This is a genomic window from Clostridium sp., from assembly GCF_036642255.1.
GTDB lineage: Bacteria > Bacillota > Clostridia > Clostridiales > Clostridiaceae > Clostridium_J.
This window is the reverse complement of the sequence record NZ_JAVWDJ010000003.1, coordinates 192,406-212,204: the sequence shown is the minus strand read 5'-3', so window position 1 is coordinate 212,204 and position 19,799 is coordinate 192,406. Positions and strand designations below refer to the sequence as shown.

Below are 19,799 nucleotides of genomic sequence, written 5' to 3'. Positions count from 1 at the left end.
AGGGAAGCCTTGTGGGAGGGTAGGTGGTCGCCAGGTACTATAGTACATAAAAAAAACACTAAGCAAATGCTTAGTGTTTTTTAGTTTGTGAATTGCAGAGAATCTAAAGTAATTAGAAACTATAGTAGTAATATACATACAAGGGAATCACTTTAAGGAATTTCTCATATATTGAAATAACAATATAATTTGGAGGAATTTATGAGAAAAACAGGCTTTAATATTTTGTTTTGGGGATTTTTATTTGATATGATTGACTTTAGAATAAATAACTTTGATATTCTACCAGACATTATTGGCCATATATTATTCCTTATAGGACTTCTTTCACTTGCTAGCTACAGTGTTTACTTTAATAAAGCTAAAAATTATAGTGTTGCAATGGTAGCTTTGTCTATATTCGGGTTATTCCAGGGGACTAATGTAGGAATAGGTACAAATACTAGAATAACTATAGGAGTGACATTACTCTTAGTAATAGCTGCATTGATTGTTTATTTGTTATTGCTATATAACATATTTATGGGAATTAAAGATTTGGCTACAACACAACAAATTGGTGAAATATATGATGAAGCTGATAAAAGGTGGGTGCAATTTATTTGGCTACAGATATTAATCATTCCAGCATTCATTATCATGTTTATTCCGTTGATAAATTTGATTTATGTAGTAGCTCTGTTAATAGCTAATATAGTTTTAGCTATTAACATCATGAAACTTATGAAGAGGTGTGAGCAACTTTTATAAATAATAAGGTAAATAGTATATTAAGCAATATTATATATAACATGAATTTATTTCCTAAGATGTAGACATTTATTCAAAATAAGAAGGAGCTGTCTCACAATGTATATCTATGCATTATGAGAAGCTCCTTTTTTATTACCTAATTAAAACTAAGTATTTCTGAATATTATATTAAATTATTGTTTTTAGCATAACGCTGAATATATTTTAAAGTTTTTTATGTACTGTATTAATTTTAATGACGTTTTAGAAGATTAATTCACGTTTTGCTATTATATAACAAGAGGCCACAGAGAAATGCATTGTCTACTAAAAATCAAATGGCTTTTTAAAGTTGTAGTAGAAGATCAATCTATTCATTATTTAATGAATAGTGAAAGAATAAGTAGGAGTAAAATGATAGATAATAACATATATAGGAAACTGAAATTTTTTAATATAGACATTATAAGGAAGTGAATTTATGGCTTTGTTAACTTATGAAGATATCAGAAACAATAAGGAGTTTAAAACTTATATTGAGATGGGAGATAAGCATTTAGGAGTAATGGGCTTCACAAAGCATGATTTTGGTCATGTAGGTAAAGTATCAGACACAGCAGGAAGAATATTGCAGGTTTTAGGATATAGTGAAAGAGAAGTAGAACTTGCTAAAATTGCAAGTTACATTCATGACATAGGGAATATGGTTAATAGAGATGAACACGCTCAAACAGGGGCATGTTTGTGTTTTAATATTTTAAACAGATTAGGCATGGAACCAGAGGAAATAGCCCTAGTAGTATCTGCTGTAGGGAATCATGATGAAGGAACAGGCAATCCTATTAATCCAATTTCAGCGGCTCTTATCCTTGGAGACAAAACAGATGTAAGAAGATCAAGAGTTAGAAATGATGATTTTGCTACTTTTGATATTCATGATAGAGTAAATTATGCTGTAGAAAAGGCTATTGTTAATGTGGATGGAGAGGAGCGAACAATACAACTAGATTTAATAATAGATCCAACAATATGTTCGATTATGGAGTATTTTGAAATCTTTATTAATCGCATGATTTTATGTAGAAAAGCAGCTGATTTTCTATATAGTGAATTCCAACTTACAATGAATGGAGCTAAAATTTTATAAAATTAAGTAATTAAGTAATTAAGAAGAAAGAAGTAAACTACTCGTTACACGAACAAACTGAATTGATATAAAAATATAGAAAATTTAGCATTATAGCTTATAAAGTTGACTAAATTAAGTGTTTTAATGAAGGTTATAAATATGGAATAATTAATTATAAACATTATCTTTAAGCTAATCTTAGCGTTTAAATTTTAGCTTAATAGTAACTTTAAACAGAAGATTTGTTTTCATAAATAGTTGATAGAGAATTATAAAATTTTAAGGAAAAAATATTATGCAATACACGTTAAGGAGAAAACCACTATGAGAAGAAAAAAGCATAAAAGCAATAAACATATGGAAAAAGCATATAAATCTTTTCACCTATGGCTTATGATATTAGCTCTTATTATATGTGTTAGCGAAGTCAGTTTTGGTATTATAGATGTGTCAGAAAATAAAAATGTGGGTTCAAGAGAAACGAGCTCACTAATTGTAAAGGATGTGTTTAATGAGGAGAACAAATCCTTGAGAAAATCTTTTATTGAGCCTATCTATAGAGTAAACACAGAAGATAAAAAGATAGCGCTTACATTTGATTTAAATTGGGCTGATGAAGAATACCTATATGAAATTTTAGATATATTAGATAAATATAATGCCAAAGGAACATTTTTTGTTATGGGAAGATGGTTAGTTTATCCAGATAAAGAAAATCAAGAAAAGCTGAAAGAGATCTGCAAAAGAGGGCATGAAATAGGAAATCACAGTTATACTCATGCAGATTTTAAAAATATAAACAAGGATAAAATGATAAAGGAAATAAAAAATACAGAAAAAGTAATTAAAGATATAACAGGAGTTACTACAAAGTTATTTAGATTTCCAAGTGGCCATTATAATCAAGATGGAGTAAAGGTAGCAAAATCACTTGGTTATGAGGCAATACAATGGGATGTAGATAGTATAGATTGGAAACAGTTAGGACTTGAACAAGAATATAATAGGGTAATAAAGAAGGCAAAGGCTGGTTCTATTGTGTTATTTCACAACAATGGGAGACATACACCCAAGAATTTAGAGAGGCTTATTCCAGTACTTCAAAATCAGGGATATAAGTTTGTACCTGTAGGGCAATTAATATATAAGGATGGTTTTTATATAGATAATGAAGGCGTTCAAAGATTGGAATAAAGGTAATTACTTAGGACTGTAACATTAACTAAAAAGGGCATAAATTTAAATCTATTTTATAAGATAGGACTAACATTAACTTTATTATTAGGCTGAGTGCTTAATAAAACAGATGTATAGGTTAAAATGCAAATTTGGATGCTATGGTAACTAAGTAAGTCATACCAATAAAAAACAAATATTGTACATAATAAAAATTTCAATGCTCAAAATAAACTGAGGTGATAATATGAGTATAAATATAGAAACAGATGTTAAGAAAACTAATAAATTTTTAAGAGGAATACATATGGGTGGAGCTACTTTTAAGGATTATCTTAGTAAAGCGCAAGATAAAGAACTTAAAGAAGAACTAACTCATATAATAGAATCATTTAAAAGACATGAGGAAGCTATTACTAATAGAATCGAAAAGCTTGGTGGAGATGCAGTAGATACTCTTGGAGTCATGGGTACTATGGCTGAATTCTTCGAAAAGGTTAAGACAATGGTGGTAAAGACTGATTTAGAGGTTTGCGAAAGAGCAAAGGAAGCTATGGAAATGGGAATATATCAAGGCGAAAAGTTCATTGATGAAAATAAAGATTTAGACTCAAGTCTTATGAAGGAAATTAAGGGTGTTGTAAATGATTATGATAATCACTTAAGGCGTGTTGAAAAAATAATGGAAAAGTATAAATAAGCTTTAAATCATTATTAAAAACAAAGCAAAGAGATGATGAATTATTAATCTTAAATGAAAGTATTATGTTTATTTATGAACTTAAACGAACTTATGGTTAGATAACTCAACTAGAAAATAAATTTGTTGGTAGTTGAATCTTTAAGTATTGTGTGAGTAGTATTTAAGTAATTTATATTTAATATATAAATAATAAGGTCACTTTTAATAGTGGCCTTATTATTATTTATGCGAAAATAGTAATGATTTTTTTACTATACATTTAGATATATCCATAACTCTAAATTATTATGTTTATACAATTTTTTAAAGAAGAATCATATTATAAACTTTAAGATTAAATGAATTATAATAAAGTGAGTTTTGTTTGGATTTATAATGAGAAAAAATAATAATTAAAGTCACTTTACTTTATAAAGTGACTTTAAAAAGTAAAGCTTATAGAATATAATATAGGTACAGTAAAGTTTAAGGAGGACGCATATTGGAGATTACAAAGTTTTTTTTAGTTTTCGTAGAGGGATTATTATCTTTTTTATCCCCCTGCATTGTACCAATTTTACCAGTGTACATAAGCATTCTTTCAAATAGTAGTGGAAAAGATTTTGAGCAAGGAAAAGTAAACTTTCTGAAAACCCCATTATTTAGAAATACAATTTTATTCATTTTGGGAATCTCATCTACATTTTTTATTTTAGGTACATCTATCAATGCTTTTAGTAAATTCTTAATATCTAATAAAGAAGACATTATAAGAATGGGTGGTGTAATAATAATTCTTATGGGACTCTTCTATATGGGATGTTTAAATATTCCTATGTTACAACAGGAGAGAAAAATGCGTATAAATACCGAAAATATGAATCCTGTTACTGCTTACATTTTAGGGATTACCTTTAGCTTTGGATGGACTCCCTGTGTAGGACCAATGTTAGCTTCAGTTCTTATAATGGCATCAGGAGCTGATAGTATAATAACAGGCAATTTAATGATAGCGGTTTATACTCTTGGGTTTACATTACCTTTTATTATTCTTGCTGCTTTTTATAAAAATATGTTTAAGTATTTGAATAAGGTGAAACAGCATATGAATGAAATTAAAAAAATAGGAGGACTTATTCTTATAATTTCAGGAATAATTATGGTTTTAGGAGGAGCAGATAAAGTACGTGGATATATAGATGATATGATTTCTAAACCTTCAAAAATAGTTGAGGAGAAAACGGGAGTTAGAGAAGAATCAAATCCAAGTAAGGACAAAGAAGATAGCCCAAATATAGATAATGAAGCAACCGGCAAAGGTAATATAGAGGAAAATGGTATAGAAAGTGGAAATATAGGTGAAGAGGAGCAAAATGCATTATTAGCTCCAGATTTTAAACTAGTAGATCAATATGGAAAGGCTCATTCTTTAATTGATTACAAGGGTAAAGTAGTATTCCTAAATTTCTGGGCAACTTGGTGTCCACCGTGTCGTGAGGAAATGCCACATATTGAAGAATTATACAAGGAATACAACAAAAATGAGGAGGATATTGTAATTCTTGGAGTTGCAATACCTAACGTTGGAAGAGAAGGTTCAACTGAGGATATAAAGAATTTTTTACAAAATGAAGGATACACCTTTCCAGTAGTTTTTGATGAGGATGCAAAACTTCTAAACAAATATTTTATAAATGCATTTCCAACTACCTTTATAATTGGTAAAGAAGGCAATGTGATAAATTATATACCTGGAGCTATGGATAAGGAAACTATGAGGGCTGTGATTAGTGAAGCTATGGGAAATTAAGTTTTAATTAGAAAAGCTCAAGCAGAAGAAAGTATAAAATATTAATGAGATTCACAAATAGATTTATCTAATTAAGAGAATGGTATAATTATATTTTCAATTTAAATTTATCCATATATTCTGCGCTGCTATAGTGTTAACAACAGCAGTTGGTAGTAACTTTCTCAAAAAGGAAATATTTAATTTTCACAAGTACTTACTATGAATTAGTTTATAACAAATTATATTATTGGAGGGCTTTAAAAGTGAAGGGAAATTACGATTTTAAATGTAATTTAGCTCAAACCTTAAATATCTTAGAAGATAAATGGACACTGTTAGTGTTACATAGAATTTCAAATGGAAGAAATACATTTAAAGAATTACAAGAAATATTAGCGCCCATACCCACAAATATCTTATCTAAAAGATTGAAGACACTTGAGGAAAATGAACTTATTAAAGCAGAACTTTATAGTGAACATCCCCCAAGATATGAGTATCTTCTTACTGAAAAGGGGAGAGATTTTAGACATGTATTTAATTCTATAATTATTTGGTCTAACAAGCACTTAGATAGTTGTAATAGAAATGTGAAGCATGAAAAATGTGAAACTGATGTAGAAATTAGGTACTATTGTAAAAGTTGTGACGAGATTGTGGATGATTTGGTAGTGAAGTAACTTTAATAATATTTATGGGCTAAAGATATTTTGAAATTCTAAATATCTTTAGCCCTAATTTATAAATCTATTTAGCTATTGTTTTATCCGCTGCTACTTCTAAATTTCATGTATTAATATAAACATCTAAATTCAATTCCCCTTCAGATTTTCCAACAATTACTGTACAAATAGCATAGCCAACGATATTAACTACAGTTCTGAACATATCACAATTCTATCTACGCTTAAAACTAATACAACTCGCTCAAGTTGTAAGCCTACTTGTTGAAGTACCAGAGTTAGCATTACGATACCAGCAGAACAATCTTAAATTATTCTGAGTATAAGAAGTTAACTATTATGTACTAAAAATGAAGTCTTATAGCAATTCTTAATAAGAAGAAGAAATATAAAATCAATAGTCCCCTTTGGAATATCCACAGGACAATATTAATTAATTTGTCATTACTGATATTTCTGCTAAGGCATTTTCTAGTGTTTGAAGACTACTATTATGTAATCTGAAACTAGGTATATTTTTTTTCTTAGAGATTTTCATTGTTGAAAGGACTAACTTATGAGACGTTACATCTGTAAACATTACTATATAGTCTGGGTTTCCAATTCTTCTACTCAAATCACTTGGCATTTTGGTGAATACTTTAACTTTACAGCCGTGTTTTTCACCGGTGTTTATATAAATTCTTTCCATTCTTTCATGTCCACCAATAATCACAACACTCATTATTTATCACTCCTTTCATAAAATAGATGGCTTTTATAATCATACCGTAATTATATTTTTAATTTTATTTTGAATTTTCTTTTGAAGTCAAAATTGTAAATTTAAATTTTAAAATGGATATTGATTCTATTAATTTATAACTTATATATAACAGAAAAGTGAAATTGATAATCAATATCAATTGAGTAATTATAGATTATCATAGATTTTTCAACTTGTAAATGTATTTTTATATAATTAAATATAGAACAAGCTAAAACAGATTTGTTATTGACACCGGTAATTATTAACAATATAATGAAACTGATAATCATATTCAATGAGAGGTTTTTATAAGTGTTAATTCTGATATGTATGCAGAGGGATATTATTATAAAAATTGTAGATAATTATTAATAGACAGGAATTTGGTCTTAAGATTTATCTATCATGTTATTTAAACAATAGTTGATTACAAACAACTTTTAAGGATATTAATTATTATAAAAATTATATTTATGAATGTTCTTCATTTAGATTATGAGAAACAAACAATATAAAATGATATTCAAGAATAAATACAAGTAAAGAAATGAGGTAAAAATTATGGAGATAAAGAAATTTGGAAGTAACAAAATTACAGGAGTTAAAATAAATGTAAAGCCTGTAGAACACGTTCATGGAGGTAAGTATGTTGGTGAAACATTAAATGGAAAAGCCAATGGAGAAGGAACTTATTTTTACAAGGACGGAAGTAAATATGTAGGGCAATGGAAAGAAGACAAGATGCACGGTGATGGTATATTCACTTGGAGCAATGGAGAAAAATATATCGGCTCTTGGGAAAATGATTTAAAACATGGATATGGAACGTATACTTGGCCAGATGAAGAAGTTTATATTGGACAATGGAAAGAAGATTTTAAGGATGGAGAAGGTATATATATTTGGGCTGATGGTGGGAAATACATAGGTCAATACAAAGATGATATTGAGAAAGGACATGGAATTTATATAGAGCCAAACGGAAAAGTTCATGTTCAACAAGGGGAATAAAATTAATATATAGATTATTACAAGAGGTATAGGTAAACTACTATACCTCTTTATATTTTTGATGAAATTATAATTTGACGCTCATTTGAAGTCATAATTGTCATATAGATAAAGAAGGATATTATATTTACTAATAGAAAAGTTTTTAAGATAGTAAATAATAGTTTCAAGCAACATAAGAATATAGAAAAATACAGGAGAAAGATGAAGGAATTAAACTGTAACTTTCAGAAAGATAACTATGATATAATAAATTTACAAGAAATTACACAAAGGGGAGAGGAATATTGAATACCGTATCAAAAAAAGATACAAACTTTCTACTGATAATTAACGTAATATTAATCATAATATGTATTTATTTTAATCTATCACTTAGCATTGGATTTCTAGTAGGTATATGTATTACCTTAAGCTTACTTAAAATACGTGGATTTCGGATTAAGCTACTCTTACAACCTATGTTAATGGGAATAAAATCATGTTCTGCGGTTCTTTTTATAATAGCACTTATGGGAGGAACTATAGCTATTTGGCTTGCCTCAGGTATAGTTCCAACTATTATATATTATGGTTATAACTATATTGGAGAAATAAACTTCCTTTTTGCAAGTTTTCTTATAGCTGGAATTACTTCGATCTTTATGGGAACAGCCTTAGGGACCTTTTCTACCATTGGAATGGCTCTTTTTGGTTTAGGCATAAGCCTTGGAATTCAAAAGCCTATGCTCCTAGGAGCCATAACTTCAGGAGTGTTTTTGGCAGATAAGATTTCTCCTATATCCTCATTAACTAATCTAACACTGAAGTTGAATGATATAAGTTACAAAGAGTATATGAAGGTTTCTTTAAGGACCGTGATTCCAACAATCATAATTTGCATGATTGTATTTTATTATTGGGGATCACAATTTACTAATGAATTAGATATAAATCAGATACAAGAATTACAACAAGGAATTAAAGGAACATATAATATAAATACGGCATTACTACTTTTTCCACTAATTATCATTGTGCTTGCCATTAAGGGAGTAAATATAATATACAATATGGTTTTCGGTATTGTAGGAGGGGCATTGATATCTTTATTTGTACAAAAGCTCGCCTTAGTAAATGTGATAAAAGCAATACTTTTTGGATACAAAGCTGATACTTCATTATTAGAACTAAATAATCTACTACAAGGTGGAGGTGCAATGAATATGCTAGAAGTAATATTTATTGTAATTCTTGCTGTAGCTTTAACAAGTTTATTTGAAGGTTTAAACTTCTTTGAACCTTTGGTAAATAATTATATAAATAAAGCAAAAACTAAAGGAAGCTTAATTACTAGGACAGCTATATTAAGTTCAGCTTTAACAGTAATTACTTGTGATCAAACTGTGGGAATATTATTGCCATCAAAGTTACTTAAGGATAAATACAAGTCATTAGGTTTAAAAACCAGTATATTGGCTAGAACTATTTCAGATAGTGGTACAAGTATAGCGCCACTAATGGCTTGGAATGTGAATGCTATTATCATAACTTCTATCACCGGAGTTTCTGCTATGAGTTATGGCATATACACTGTATTATGCTATGTTATTCCATTAGTTACTGTTATGTCGGCATACTTAATGAATAATAAAAGTTTAACTAATATAGAAGGAAATGTTATTACAAAAGAAAACTAGTTATAATAAATTAAGCCTTCCATCAATTGGGTTTATTAGGTGAATCTAATATATTTTGTAAGAAAATAATAGATAATGTAAAAATTTATACGGTAAGCTATGGTAATAAATTTTAAAATTGGTATAATATAAAGTAGATAAAGTTATATTATACCAATTTTTCATTGGAAATATGTAAAAACTAATTTAGTCAGAATAAATAAAGCAGTTATTTTTAGCACAAAAAGTTATTAATTTATTTGATGATGAAATAAAATGATATTTGTTAAATTTTCCAATAAGTTAATTATGTACTTGGATAAGGTCACACAATTAATTGCTTGATTATTTTAAAAAGAAACTTTTGGTTAACAAGGTTGCTCGGTAGCAACGTAAATGTTTTCATTAATAAATCGGTATCAATCTAATTTTCAGATTGATTTGAAAGCTATATTACTAGGGATGAAATTAGTACTGATAATAGTAAGAGGGAAAATAAATGTTAGAAACTATAATATTAGCATTTATCATTGCTAAAATAAAAGGGTACAAGCTTAAATCTTTATTTAAATCCTGGGAAATATATCCTGTGTTAGGATTTGAATTAATGTATGTAATAATGCAAATTTCTGTTTTTATGGGTGACTATAGCTTCATAAAATATGCTGGTATATATAAAACATTGTATCTTTATTCTGTTTTATTTTTAGTATTTAAATATCGGCTTTATATTAGTGCTATCATTGGTTCAGGTTTTATATTTATAGGCACTGCATTGAATAAGATTGCAATAGCTGCAAACAATGGAAATATGCCTGTATTTCCTAGTTTCTCATATTATACGGGATACGCCACACCAGATTCTTTTTCAAAGATTAAAGATATACATATACTAGGAAATGAAACAACTAAGTTGAAGTTCCTAACAGATATATTTGATGTGGGATATAGCATTCTAAGTATAGGTGATATTTTTATAAGGCTTTTTGTTTTTGTGATTATTTATAATACTATAAAGCATTTAAATGAAACTCGCTGAAAAGTAAGCTCAATATAGTTTTAGTTTCATTACTAATAACTAAAATCAATTTAATAGATAACATATGAAAAAATCATAAGAGGTGATAAAAAACATGCCTAAATTAACACTTTTAGAATTTTTCTTAAGAGGTATACCAGAAACATTTATATTTATTTTTGCAGCTTATGCATTTTCGAAAACTTCTTTTGATCTAAAGAGATATTTATTGTCAAGTATTGTTTTTGCTATAGTCGGATCAATAACAAGAATGCTTCCCACTCATAATGGAGTACATACTATATTGAATCTTTTTGCTTTTATCATAATAGCTTCGAGTATTAATAAAATTGATTTAATTAAGTCTATAAAAGTAGGGGTTATTACAGTTATCCTCCAATCTGTTTGTGAATTAATTAATATTATTATTATTCAATTTATTTTCAAACAGGATATGAATTATATACTTGGCAACCCAACGTTAAAAACACTATATGGAATACCATCTATACTAATTTTTGGTATTACAGTAATTTCATATTATATAGTAATTGTAAATAAAAAGGAATTAAGGCAGGTTACGAATGGAAAGAATATGTAATAGCATTGCTGAAAAAATATCCATGGAACTAAACTTTGATAGCGACCGCAAGGAAGTAATAGCCTATGGACTGTTTGCTTTATTACAAATGATTTTATCTATATTGCTTGTAATTGTATTTGGAAGCTTATTTAATGTAGTTATTGAAGCAGTAATAATCTCCTTTACAGCAAGTATATTAAGAAAATATTCTGGTGGAGTCCATGCAAGTTCTCCTTCGAAGTGTTTAGTTATTGGTACAATTTCTTGCATTGGACAAGCTATATTAATAAAAATTTTAGTCATGCAAAGTATTAATTTAAATTTGGTACTATTTTTAGGGACTATAACTTTTTTATGGTCTTATTATATGATTTATAAATTAGCACCAGTTGGTAGTCTTGAAAAACCTATAAAGAGCGAAGAAAAAAGAAAAAGAATGAGAAAAGTATCTATTGTAATTTTAAGTGTTTATTTAATTTTAGTAATAGTAAGCATTGCCACTTATTCATATTTTCATGAAATGGTTGCACTTAAATATTGTCTATGCATATATATAGGTATCTTATGGCAAGTTTTTACTATTACAACATATGGTAACTTAATGATTAGAAAAATAGATACCTTTTTTACTCATATATTAAAGTTATAGGGGTGAGAAAATGAAAAAACTAAATAAAGGATTCCTAGCAATAATAGCAACAATATCAACTATCCTTGCTACGACAGTAGCAACATCTGCTTGCACTTGGTTCTTATATCAACCAGAGGAACCTAAATGCTTAAGAGAAAAATAATATGAAGTCGGTTTATCCGACTTCCTATTACTATAAAAAGGATAATTTCAACAAAGGTAATGAGGGATGAGAAATATGACAAGCTTTGAGGATATTAAACGAAAAAAAATAAATGAAATATTATCTATAGTAAAATTATCTTCTCTTTTATTCTCTGGAATAGCATTATTAAAATATCTTTTTGGGGATAGTAATACAAGGATTGACTTAACTAGTACCTATTTCACTTTGATATCTGCTGTTGTAGTAATGTTTTTAATTGTAGGTATATATGGTGTTTGGACACTTTCTACGATTAATAAGTGTAATTTAAAGTACATAAAAAGAATGCAGTTGGTGGAAACTTGTTTGTTTATTTTTATATTTTTCCTTGCAATTCTCCTTACTGGTGGATACGCTAGTAGTTATAAATTCTTATTTTTATTTATTATAATAACTACAACAATACAATCTGGTATGAAACAAGGAATGACAACTGCTTGCATTTCTTCAATTATTATTTTAGCAATAGATTTAATTGGCGCACCTAATAATTTAATAAGCACATATGATAGACAAGTGAACCAATATTTTGAGAATGATCTGATTTTGACAGGAATTTTTATACTTACAGCGTGGCCACTAGGGTTTTACGTAAAAATTGAAGGAAGCCATATCGAACAACTTAAATGCCAGGCAAACGAAGACGGGCTAACAGGATTGTATAATCATAGATATTTTCATGACAAATTAAGAGAGAAAATGATATTATCTGAAAAAGAGAAGAAACCTATTTCGATGATAATTATGGATATAGATTACTTTAAACATTATAATGACTTATATGGACATCAAAAGGGTGATGAAGTTCTTAGAAATATCGGAGCCTTATTGAAAGAAATTGCTAGGAAGCAAGATATAGTCACAAGGTATGGTGGAGAAGAGTTTGCAATAATTCTACCTAATACTTCTGAAAATGAAGCAATTAGCATAGCTGAGAATATAAGGAAGCAGATAGAAAAAACTTATTTTCAAGGTGAGGAAAATCAACCTAATGGAAGGTTAACAGTTTCAATAGGAATATCTGTTTATCCTGATAAAGCTAAAAATGATGTTGATTTTATAAAAAGTGCTGATGATGCACTATATAGAGCAAAGTTTTTTAATAAGAATAGGGTGGAGACCTACACCTCTATTTTAGATGAGTTAAAAGACGATATAGAGGAAAAACATATAGATTTAGTAACATCAATAAAAACCTTAATTAGTGTTATAAATGCAAAGGATAAATATACATATGGTCACGTTGAGAGAGTGGTAGTTTATTCGAGATTACTTGCAGATAAGTTAGGGCTGAGTGATGATGATAAGAAAACCCTTATTTATGGAGCTTATATGCACGACATTGGTAAAATAAATATCGCTGAGCAAATTCTAAACAAAAGAATGCCTCTAAATGACGAAGAGTGGCAGGAATTAAAACAGCATTCATCAAACGGAGTTGAAATAATAAAACCAGTAGAATCCCTTCATTATATTGCACCATTGATAATGCATCATCATGAGAGATATGATGGTAAGGGATATCCAGATGGTCTTAAAGGGGAAGAAATACCATATCTAGCTAGGGTATTAACCGTAGTGGATAGTTTTGATGCTATGACCTCCCATAGACCTTATAATAAAAGAAAAAGCTATGCGGAAGGTATAGAGGAACTAAGAAGATGTAGTGGTACTCAATTTGACCCACTTATTGCAGAGTCTTTTGCAGAAGTTATAATAGAAGGTAAAGACGTGTTAGGTAAACAACCTACACTTAGCGCTTAAATAGTGAGCTTTATTTGGTTTTATTTTTTATAGAACTAAATAAAGCTCTATATTTTTGCTGAAATATATTTGAATTTACTCCACAGTTAATATGAAAATATGCAGTTAAGCTACTTTTTTTATGGTACGAGTAAGAATAAATCTAATCATTAAAGATATAGGCTACCCACCTTAAGTTTTTATCGAATACAAAACTAAAGTCTACAAGCCATCCAACAAAGTTAGCATTTTTATCATATAAAGGATCAACTACTAGATCCATTAACTGCACCTCCACTTTCTTGATTTTGTATCACTGGAATCAATAAGTTATCAAAAATATTAGAAACAACAAGTTCACCGGCTTGGGTAAGATAGTCTTCCACCTCATCCATTCCAAGACCTAATATATAAGCAGAAACTGTTTTATCCTTTTCAATGTTAAAGAAAATCCATTTTCTATAGTATAAATAATAAAGAGCTGCAATTATTTCAATTCTGCAATCATTAGGTATTTCATAGTCAATACTAATGCACACTTCGTAGCCATATATATAAAAGTCACTATATAATTGAAACAAAATATTATATCTAAGTAATCTACGTTTTTCTAATATTAATAAGTCCATTAAGCACCTCTTGAAATCGTGTGTTTCTATTTAATATGTTTAGGTTTAAAAAATGTAAACTTTTAAAAATGCTGATAAATATTTCAATATTAGTATGAATTACATTGGAAAATGTTTCTATTTATTTAATTAAATTTATTATTAGATGAAAAAATATTTACAAGCCATTCTATAATAAAAATTATGGATTAAATAGTCTAATTATGTCAAAATGCATCGAATGTATTATGAGAACATATTATGCAATTTTATAATAAATTTAAGGTGGAAATTAAAGATGAACTTGTTACAAAACAAATCAATAAGATTTAAAATACTTATTATACCAATAATAAGTACCTTCATAGCTATGTTAGCTATTACACTTGCAGTAATATCCAATACAAAGACAAGAATTACTGAGCAACTAGAACAAGATGGAATGATGATTGCAAATCAAGCAACATCTCAGATAGAGATGAGTAGTACTGCTATGGAAATTATAAATAGCACTTTGGAGAATGATATAAGAAACATAGGAACTTTCTTAAATGCTAACAAGTCAAACATAAGTAATGAGTATTTAACTAATATAGCAAAACAGTTTGAGGTAGATGAAATAAATGTTACTGATGCTAGCGGTAAGATTATCTATTCAAACTTACAAAGTAGTATGGGACAAGTTTTCAACAGTGACCATCCAGGTTATACTGTTTTAAAAGGTGAAAAAGATCAGCTTATGGAAAACATTAGAAAGAGCAATGAAACTAATGATTACTACAAGTATGGTTATGTAAAAAGTAATGATGGTGGATTTATTCAAGTTGCAATTTTAGCAAAAAAATTCAAGAGTTTAATAATGCTGTAGGATACCAAAACCTAGTAACTAATATAGAAAAAGATGAAAATGTAGTTTACTCACTTTTTATTGATAAGGATTTAAAGGCAGCACCTCATTCAGATACAGAAAGAATAGGAATTACCTTAGATGATGAAGGAAGCCAAAAAGTGGTGCTTGAAGGACAACCGTATGCATCAACTTACTTTTATGAAAAGGAAAATGTAAATGTTTACGATGTCCTTGTACCAGTAAAAAAGGGCAATGAAGTTATTGGAGCCATAGATATAGGAGTTTCCTTGAAAAACATTGAACTGGCTATAAGAAATGTAGTATTTATTATTTCCGGAATTAGTATCTTAGCTTTTGTTTTGATTTCACTGATTCTTACTTTGATTTCAAATAGTGTTATAAATCCGCTTAAAAAACTAGTTACTTCTTCTCAGGATGCGGCTAGAGGGGAACTTTACAATGATATCCAATGTTCAGGTAAGGATGAAGTAGGAGATCTTGCATTAAGCTTTAAAGACATGGTGTTAAACTTAAAAGAAGCTATTAGTAATAAACAATGCATATGTTTCTATGGATAATACAATTAATTCTAAGAATCTGGTAGTTGAAAAAATTTCTTCAGTTTCAGGGGTGGCACAAGAAATGTCAGCATCATCAGAGGAAATTTCAGCATCTTCTGAAGAAATGCTAGCAAGTGCTCAAGAAGTATCGCAATATGCATCACAATTAAATGGAATAGCTGAAGAATTAAACACTAAAGTTAATGAATTTAAGTTAAAATAAATTAATAATTTAAAAATCAATATTTTACTTTATTAGTTTAGGTATGTATACATCATAAAGTTTATGATATAATGTACCTATAAAACGAAATATGACTAGGGGTGCCAGAATGGGCTGGCTGAGATAAAGAACCATAACTCTTTGACCCTTAAACCTGATCTAGATAATACTAGCGTAGGGAAGTTGCTTGGCAGAGTTATATAAGTTATATATCAATGCTAATGAATTATAATAATGTAATTTAAGCACAAACCTATTGGTTTGTGCTTTTTATTTATTGAAATAAAGATATCATTTTCAAATTATTCTTCAGTAAGCTTTTTTATGAGAGAAATCAGTGTAAAGCTGATTAAGTTATCAAAGTACAATTTAAAAGCTGTTGTACAAGAGAAAAATCCATAGAAATGATTTAGAAGCTTAAATTTTCTTATGGTATCTGTAGCTGAAATGATAACCAATCTGTTCTGTAGAAATAAAGTGGAAAAGTATTTAATTCAAAAAACTTTGTTACTAAAAATAATGATACTGCGGTATTAGAATAATGGAGGAGGATTATAATGAGAAATTTATTAACAATAGCGGGATCAGATTCATGTGGTGGAGCTGGAATACAAGCAGATTTAAAGGCTTTTTCAGCACATGGCGTTTATGGAATGAGTGTAATTACGGCGGTGACAGCTCAAAATACTCAAGGGGTATTTGCTGTGCAGGATATTAATCCAGAAATAATTGAAGCACAAATAGATGCAATTTTTCAAGATATAAAGGTTCATGGAGTTAAAATTGGTATGGTATCCCAAATAGCAACTATTAAGGCTATTGCAAACAAAATAAAACAATACAAGCCAACTAATGTGGTAGTGGATCCAGTGATGATTTCTAAAAGTGGTTATGATTTATTACAGCCAGAAGCAAAAGTTACTTTAATCGAGGAGTTAATTCCACTGGCAGATTTAATAACTCCCAACCTTCCAGAAGCAGAAGCAATTACAAAAATGACAATAGAAACTATTGAAGAGATGAAAGTGGCTGCAGTAAAGATTCATAAAATGGGAGTTAAAAATGTACTGATTAAAGGTGGACACTTGCCTGATCGAGCAGTAGATATCTTGTTTGATGGCACTGAGTTTACTTTCTATGAAAGTAAGAGAATTGATACTAAAAATACTCATGGAACAGGCTGCACACTATCTTCTTCAATAGCTGCAAACTTAGGAATAGGATTGGATATAAAAACTGCATTAGAAGCTTCAAAGGGCTATATAACTACAGCTATAGAACATTCAATTGATCTTGGCAAAGGGGTTGGGCCAACTAATCATTTTTATACATTATATAAAAATGCAGGGATGTTAGAAGAGTAGTCTTATAATATAAAGCTATTAATTCATTGATGTATAAGTCAAAATCTGAGTCTTGTGTTGTTAGACCTAAGCAACTTGCTATGACTTTAATGAAAATAACCTTGTGATTAGGTAAAAAGGATTTCTAAATTATAAAAAGGAGAGATAAAAATGGATATTATAAAAAACATTATTAATAATTTAGAGGCTGTTAAAGAAAAAAGCCCTCTAGTGCATCATATAACAAACTATGTAACTGTAAATGACTGTGCAAACATAGTGTTGGCATTAGGTGGATCTCCAGTTATGGCTGATGATATTAACGAAGTGGAGGAAATGGTGTCTTTTGCATCAGCTTTAGTAATAAATGTTGGAACCCTTAATGAAAGAACAATTGAGTCAATGATTAAAGCTGGAATCAAAGCAAATGCGCTAAATATACCAGTTATATTGGACCCGGTGGGAGTTGGAGCTACAACTTTAAGAACTGAAACTATTAAAAAGTTATTACAAAATATAAAATTCGCAGTAATAAGAGGTAACATGTCTGAAATAAAAATCACAGCTGGAATAGATGTAGAGATAAAAGGGGTAGATTCTACCGCTAGTGATGAAGGAGCTTTAGATATTGCCAAAAATCTTGCAAGAAAATTAAATACAGTAGTTGCTATAACCGGCGCTAGAGATGTTATAACAGATGGAGATAGACATTGCTTTATAGATAACGGTCATAAAATTCTTTCTATGGTTACTGGAACAGGATGTATGAGTACGGCACTTATTGGTGTTTACGCTGGAGCAACTAAAGATTACTTATTAGCAGCTACCTCTGGAATTATTTCTATGGGAATTGCAGGAGAGAAGGCTTATGAATCTTTATCTAATAGTGAAGGAATAGGAACTTTCAGAATGAGACTTTTTGATAATATATATAACCTATGCGCTGATGATTTTGAGAAAAGAGGGAAAGTTATTTATGAATAATATAGATGTAGCATTATATGTAGTTACAGATAGAGGAATTTTAGGAAAAAGAGATTTTTTTAAGAGTATAGAGGAAGCAATTTTAGGCGGGGCAACTGTTGTTCAGCTTAGAGAAAAAAATATTTCAACCTTAGAGTTTCATAATATTGCAGTTAATGTTAAAGAATTAGCCACTAAATACAATGTTCCTTTAATTATTAATGATAGGATAGATATTGCCTTAAGTTGTGATGCTGATGGTCTTCATATTGGACAAGATGACATGCCGCTAGAAATTGCTAGAAAAATTCTTGGGGAACATAAGATTATAGGGGTTTCTGTTAGAACTGAGAAAGAGGCACTACTTGCGGAAAATAATGGAGCAGATTACTTAGGAGTAGGAGCAATTTATCCTACAGGATCAAAAGATGATGCTACTTTAGTTGGGTTAGAGAAGCTTAAAAATATAAAAGCAATAGTTAAAGTTCCAGTAGTTGCAATTGGGGGAATTAGTGAAGCTAATTGTGAAGAAGTAATGGAGTTTAAAGCTGACGGAATTGCTGTTATTTCTGCGGTGTTTGGCAAAGAGGATATAAAAGGGTCATCTCAAAGATTGATTAAAATAGTAAAAGATATCTGTAATAAATTATAATGATTAGCAATGTCAAACACGTTTTAAAGTAATAATATTTTGTTTTTAGCAAGGAATAAAATGTATGACGAAGAATTTTCATTAAGAAATATTTTTTAGAGTGCAAAATAATTGAAAATATTTGTGAGTAAAAGTAATTGAATGACTAAGTTTAAAAGAGAGGAAAGAGAATAATCTTTCCTCTCTTTTCCATTTAAATTAAAATTTAAATGGAATTTTTGGAATTTACATAACTGTATTTACAGTTATGTAAAATAATGATATAATATGTTAGTATTTGTAATAAATAGTCGTAATGTGGTTTCTGAGATTTGAAATAATATTTTTAGTCAACGATGAATGAAGTGATTTGATTGAAAATTTCAAAATATTGTAGTTTTTAATGAATTAACGCATTTTAGTATATATTTCAGATAATGGTTTATTTTTTGAAATGAGAAGATATAAAGTTAGCAGCTTAATTATGGAAAATGCACACTTAACGGTGGTTATTATATTAGAAAATTATCAGTAATACTCGTTTATTTTAGGTTAATAGATTAATTAATTAATATGTAAATAAAGGCAAACTTATTGAAAGATAAGGACGCAAAGCCATGGGTCTAAGGAACGAAGGTTCTATGATTGCCAGGTTGCTAAAGCCATTTTTGTGCAAAATTAAATTTTTACATTAACAAATGTCAAGGCAACAGGGATACCTAGGTGCTTTGACATTTTTTATTTAATAATAATAACTAGTAAAGTTATTGCAGAAGAAAAATAGGAAGAAATAATGTATTTATCCTTTAGTTGAGGATATTAACAAGGAT

Annotated in this window: 22 protein-coding genes and 2 riboswitches; of the genes, 19 read left to right on the top strand and 3 right to left on the bottom strand. The window is 29.0% G+C overall.

All coding sequences use genetic code 11. The features are described 5' to 3' along the window. The first annotated feature begins 201 nt into the window (after positions 1–201). From RR409_RS02830 to RR409_RS02805, 6 genes are all read left to right on the top strand, one after another. The gene (locus RR409_RS02830) at positions 202–750 is read left to right on the top strand and encodes a hypothetical protein (protein ID WP_332556203.1); all 549 of its coding nucleotides are present in this window, start codon (positions 202–204) and stop codon (positions 748–750) included. Between the two features lie 463 nt (positions 751–1,213). Then, positions 1,214–1,879 carry an HD domain-containing protein gene (locus tag RR409_RS02825; RefSeq protein ID WP_332556202.1) on the top strand — a complete coding sequence of 222 codons (666 nt, stop codon included), beginning with the start codon at positions 1,214–1,216 and terminating at the stop codon, positions 1,877–1,879. Positions 1,880–2,185: 306 nt separating this feature from the next. Next, complete coding sequence (locus RR409_RS02820; RefSeq protein ID WP_332556201.1) at positions 2,186–3,055, top strand: polysaccharide deacetylase family protein; 870 nt, start codon at positions 2,186–2,188, stop codon at positions 3,053–3,055. Positions 3,056–3,284: 229 nt separating this feature from the next. Beyond that, complete coding sequence (locus RR409_RS02815; RefSeq protein WP_332556200.1) at positions 3,285–3,737, top strand: DUF2383 domain-containing protein; 453 nt, start codon at positions 3,285–3,287, stop codon at positions 3,735–3,737. A gap of 484 nt (positions 3,738–4,221) precedes the next feature. Then, on the top strand, positions 4,222–5,529 hold the full coding sequence (locus RR409_RS02810) for a cytochrome c biogenesis protein/redoxin (protein WP_332556199.1): 1,308 nt from the start codon (positions 4,222–4,224) through the stop codon (positions 5,527–5,529). A 245-nt stretch (positions 5,530–5,774) separates the two neighbouring features. Further along, complete coding sequence (locus RR409_RS02805; RefSeq protein WP_332556198.1) at positions 5,775–6,191, top strand: helix-turn-helix domain-containing protein; 417 nt, start codon at positions 5,775–5,777, stop codon at positions 6,189–6,191. A gap of 436 nt (positions 6,192–6,627) precedes the next feature. Here the strand turns inward: RR409_RS02805 and RR409_RS02800 are convergent, their stop codons facing one another. Then, entirely contained in the window at positions 6,628–6,918 is a 291-nt protein-coding gene (locus RR409_RS02800) for a DUF2325 domain-containing protein (protein ID WP_332556197.1), read from the bottom strand. A 585-nt stretch (positions 6,919–7,503) separates the two neighbouring features. Here RR409_RS02800 and RR409_RS02795 point away from each other — a divergent pair. The 7 genes from RR409_RS02795 (at position 7,504) to RR409_RS02765 (ending at position 13,812) form a co-directional block, all read left to right on the top strand. Further along, positions 7,504–7,953 (top strand): phosphatidylinositol kinase, encoded by a 450-nt coding sequence (locus RR409_RS02795; protein ID WP_332556196.1) that lies wholly within the window; start codon positions 7,504–7,506, stop codon positions 7,951–7,953. Between the two features lie 287 nt (positions 7,954–8,240). Next, the gene (locus RR409_RS02790) at positions 8,241–9,632 is read left to right on the top strand and encodes a Na+/H+ antiporter NhaC family protein (RefSeq protein ID WP_332556195.1); all 1,392 of its coding nucleotides are present in this window, start codon (positions 8,241–8,243) and stop codon (positions 9,630–9,632) included. A 478-nt stretch (positions 9,633–10,110) separates the two neighbouring features. After that, positions 10,111–10,650, top strand: a complete 540-nt coding sequence (locus RR409_RS02785; protein WP_332556194.1) for a DUF5317 family protein — start codon at positions 10,111–10,113, stop codon at positions 10,648–10,650. A 94-nt stretch (positions 10,651–10,744) separates the two neighbouring features. Further along, on the top strand, positions 10,745–11,230 hold the full coding sequence (locus RR409_RS02780; protein WP_332556193.1) for a hypothetical protein: 486 nt from the start codon (positions 10,745–10,747) through the stop codon (positions 11,228–11,230). Continuing rightward, entirely contained in the window at positions 11,214–11,861 is a 648-nt protein-coding gene (locus RR409_RS02775; RefSeq protein WP_332556192.1) for an accessory gene regulator B family protein, read from the top strand. The genes RR409_RS02780 and RR409_RS02775 overlap by 17 nt, the downstream gene beginning before the upstream one ends. A gap of 10 nt (positions 11,862–11,871) precedes the next feature. Then, positions 11,872–12,006 (top strand): cyclic lactone autoinducer peptide, encoded by a 135-nt coding sequence (locus RR409_RS02770; protein WP_332556191.1) that lies wholly within the window; start codon positions 11,872–11,874, stop codon positions 12,004–12,006. A gap of 75 nt (positions 12,007–12,081) precedes the next feature. Then, the gene (locus tag RR409_RS02765) at positions 12,082–13,812 is read left to right on the top strand and encodes a diguanylate cyclase (protein ID WP_332556190.1); all 1,731 of its coding nucleotides are present in this window, start codon (positions 12,082–12,084) and stop codon (positions 13,810–13,812) included. Between the two features lie 142 nt (positions 13,813–13,954). Here RR409_RS02765 and RR409_RS02760 read toward each other — a convergent pair whose 3' ends face one another. Together RR409_RS02760 and RR409_RS02755 are read right to left on the bottom strand one after the other, a co-directional pair. Beyond that, the gene (locus RR409_RS02760; RefSeq protein WP_332556189.1) at positions 13,955–14,074 is read right to left on the bottom strand and encodes a 4-fold beta flower protein; all 120 of its coding nucleotides are present in this window, start codon (positions 14,072–14,074) and stop codon (positions 13,955–13,957) included. Next, entirely contained in the window at positions 14,058–14,420 is a 363-nt protein-coding gene (locus RR409_RS02755; protein ID WP_332556188.1) for a hypothetical protein, read from the bottom strand. Before RR409_RS02755 ends, RR409_RS02760 begins: the two co-directional genes overlap by 17 nt. Before the next feature lie 277 nt (positions 14,421–14,697). Here RR409_RS02755 and RR409_RS02750 point away from each other — a divergent pair, with 277 nt between their 5' ends. The 6 genes from RR409_RS02750 (at position 14,698) to thiE (ending at position 18,990) form a co-directional block, all read left to right on the top strand. Beyond that, positions 14,698–15,267, top strand: a complete 570-nt coding sequence (locus RR409_RS02750; RefSeq protein WP_332556187.1) for a hypothetical protein — start codon at positions 14,698–14,700, stop codon at positions 15,265–15,267. Next, positions 15,213–15,827, top strand: coding sequence for a HAMP domain-containing protein (locus RR409_RS02745; protein ID WP_332556207.1), 615 nt, complete (start codon positions 15,213–15,215; stop codon positions 15,825–15,827). Before RR409_RS02750 ends, RR409_RS02745 begins: the two co-directional genes overlap by 55 nt. Further along, on the top strand, positions 15,820–16,032 hold the full coding sequence (locus tag RR409_RS02740; protein ID WP_332556186.1) for a hypothetical protein: 213 nt from the start codon (positions 15,820–15,822) through the stop codon (positions 16,030–16,032). Before RR409_RS02745 ends, RR409_RS02740 begins: the two co-directional genes overlap by 8 nt. Positions 16,033–16,119: 87 nt before the next feature. Next, positions 16,120–16,230, top strand: a riboswitch (TPP riboswitch). A gap of 359 nt (positions 16,231–16,589) precedes the next feature. Continuing rightward, positions 16,590–17,396, top strand: coding sequence for a bifunctional hydroxymethylpyrimidine kinase/phosphomethylpyrimidine kinase (gene thiD / locus RR409_RS02735; RefSeq protein ID WP_332556185.1), 807 nt, complete (start codon positions 16,590–16,592; stop codon positions 17,394–17,396). A gap of 150 nt (positions 17,397–17,546) precedes the next feature. After that, positions 17,547–18,359 carry a hydroxyethylthiazole kinase gene (gene thiM, locus RR409_RS02730; protein WP_332556184.1) on the top strand — a complete coding sequence of 271 codons (813 nt, stop codon included), beginning with the start codon at positions 17,547–17,549 and terminating at the stop codon, positions 18,357–18,359. Then, the gene (gene thiE / locus RR409_RS02725) at positions 18,352–18,990 is read left to right on the top strand and encodes a thiamine phosphate synthase (protein ID WP_332556183.1); all 639 of its coding nucleotides are present in this window, start codon (positions 18,352–18,354) and stop codon (positions 18,988–18,990) included. The genes thiM and thiE overlap by 8 nt, the downstream gene beginning before the upstream one ends. A 553-nt stretch (positions 18,991–19,543) precedes the next feature. Further along, positions 19,544–19,630: riboswitch (cyclic di-GMP riboswitch) on the top strand. Positions 19,631–19,799 lie beyond the last annotated feature (169 nt).

Coding starts and splice junctions, on each gene's coding strand:
- RR409_RS02830 (WP_332556203.1), top strand. CDS start 202: ATGAGAAAAACAGGCTTTAATATTTTGTTTTGGGGATTTTTATTTGAT.
- RR409_RS02825 (WP_332556202.1), top strand. CDS start 1,214: ATGGCTTTGTTAACTTATGAAGATATCAGAAACAATAAGGAGTTTAAA.
- RR409_RS02820 (WP_332556201.1), top strand. CDS start 2,186: ATGAGAAGAAAAAAGCATAAAAGCAATAAACATATGGAAAAAGCATAT.
- RR409_RS02815 (WP_332556200.1), top strand. CDS start 3,285: ATGAGTATAAATATAGAAACAGATGTTAAGAAAACTAATAAATTTTTA.
- RR409_RS02800 (WP_332556197.1), bottom strand. CDS start 6,918: ATGAGTGTTGTGATTATTGGTGGACATGAAAGAATGGAAAGAATTTAT.
- RR409_RS02795 (WP_332556196.1), top strand. CDS start 7,504: ATGGAGATAAAGAAATTTGGAAGTAACAAAATTACAGGAGTTAAAATA.
- RR409_RS02785 (WP_332556194.1), top strand. CDS start 10,111: ATGTTAGAAACTATAATATTAGCATTTATCATTGCTAAAATAAAAGGG.
- RR409_RS02780 (WP_332556193.1), top strand. CDS start 10,745: ATGCCTAAATTAACACTTTTAGAATTTTTCTTAAGAGGTATACCAGAA.
- RR409_RS02775 (WP_332556192.1), top strand. CDS start 11,214: ATGGAAAGAATATGTAATAGCATTGCTGAAAAAATATCCATGGAACTA.
- RR409_RS02770 (WP_332556191.1), top strand. CDS start 11,872: ATGAAAAAACTAAATAAAGGATTCCTAGCAATAATAGCAACAATATCA.
- RR409_RS02765 (WP_332556190.1), top strand. CDS start 12,082: ATGACAAGCTTTGAGGATATTAAACGAAAAAAAATAAATGAAATATTA.
- RR409_RS02760 (WP_332556189.1), bottom strand. CDS start 14,074: ATGGATCTAGTAGTTGATCCTTTATATGATAAAAATGCTAACTTTGTT.
- RR409_RS02755 (WP_332556188.1), bottom strand. CDS start 14,420: ATGGACTTATTAATATTAGAAAAACGTAGATTACTTAGATATAATATT.
- RR409_RS02750 (WP_332556187.1), top strand. CDS start 14,698: ATGAACTTGTTACAAAACAAATCAATAAGATTTAAAATACTTATTATA.
- RR409_RS02740 (WP_332556186.1), top strand. CDS start 15,820: ATGGATAATACAATTAATTCTAAGAATCTGGTAGTTGAAAAAATTTCT.
- thiD (WP_332556185.1), top strand. CDS start 16,590: ATGAGAAATTTATTAACAATAGCGGGATCAGATTCATGTGGTGGAGCT.
- thiM (WP_332556184.1), top strand. CDS start 17,547: ATGGATATTATAAAAAACATTATTAATAATTTAGAGGCTGTTAAAGAA.
- thiE (WP_332556183.1), top strand. CDS start 18,352: ATGAATAATATAGATGTAGCATTATATGTAGTTACAGATAGAGGAATT.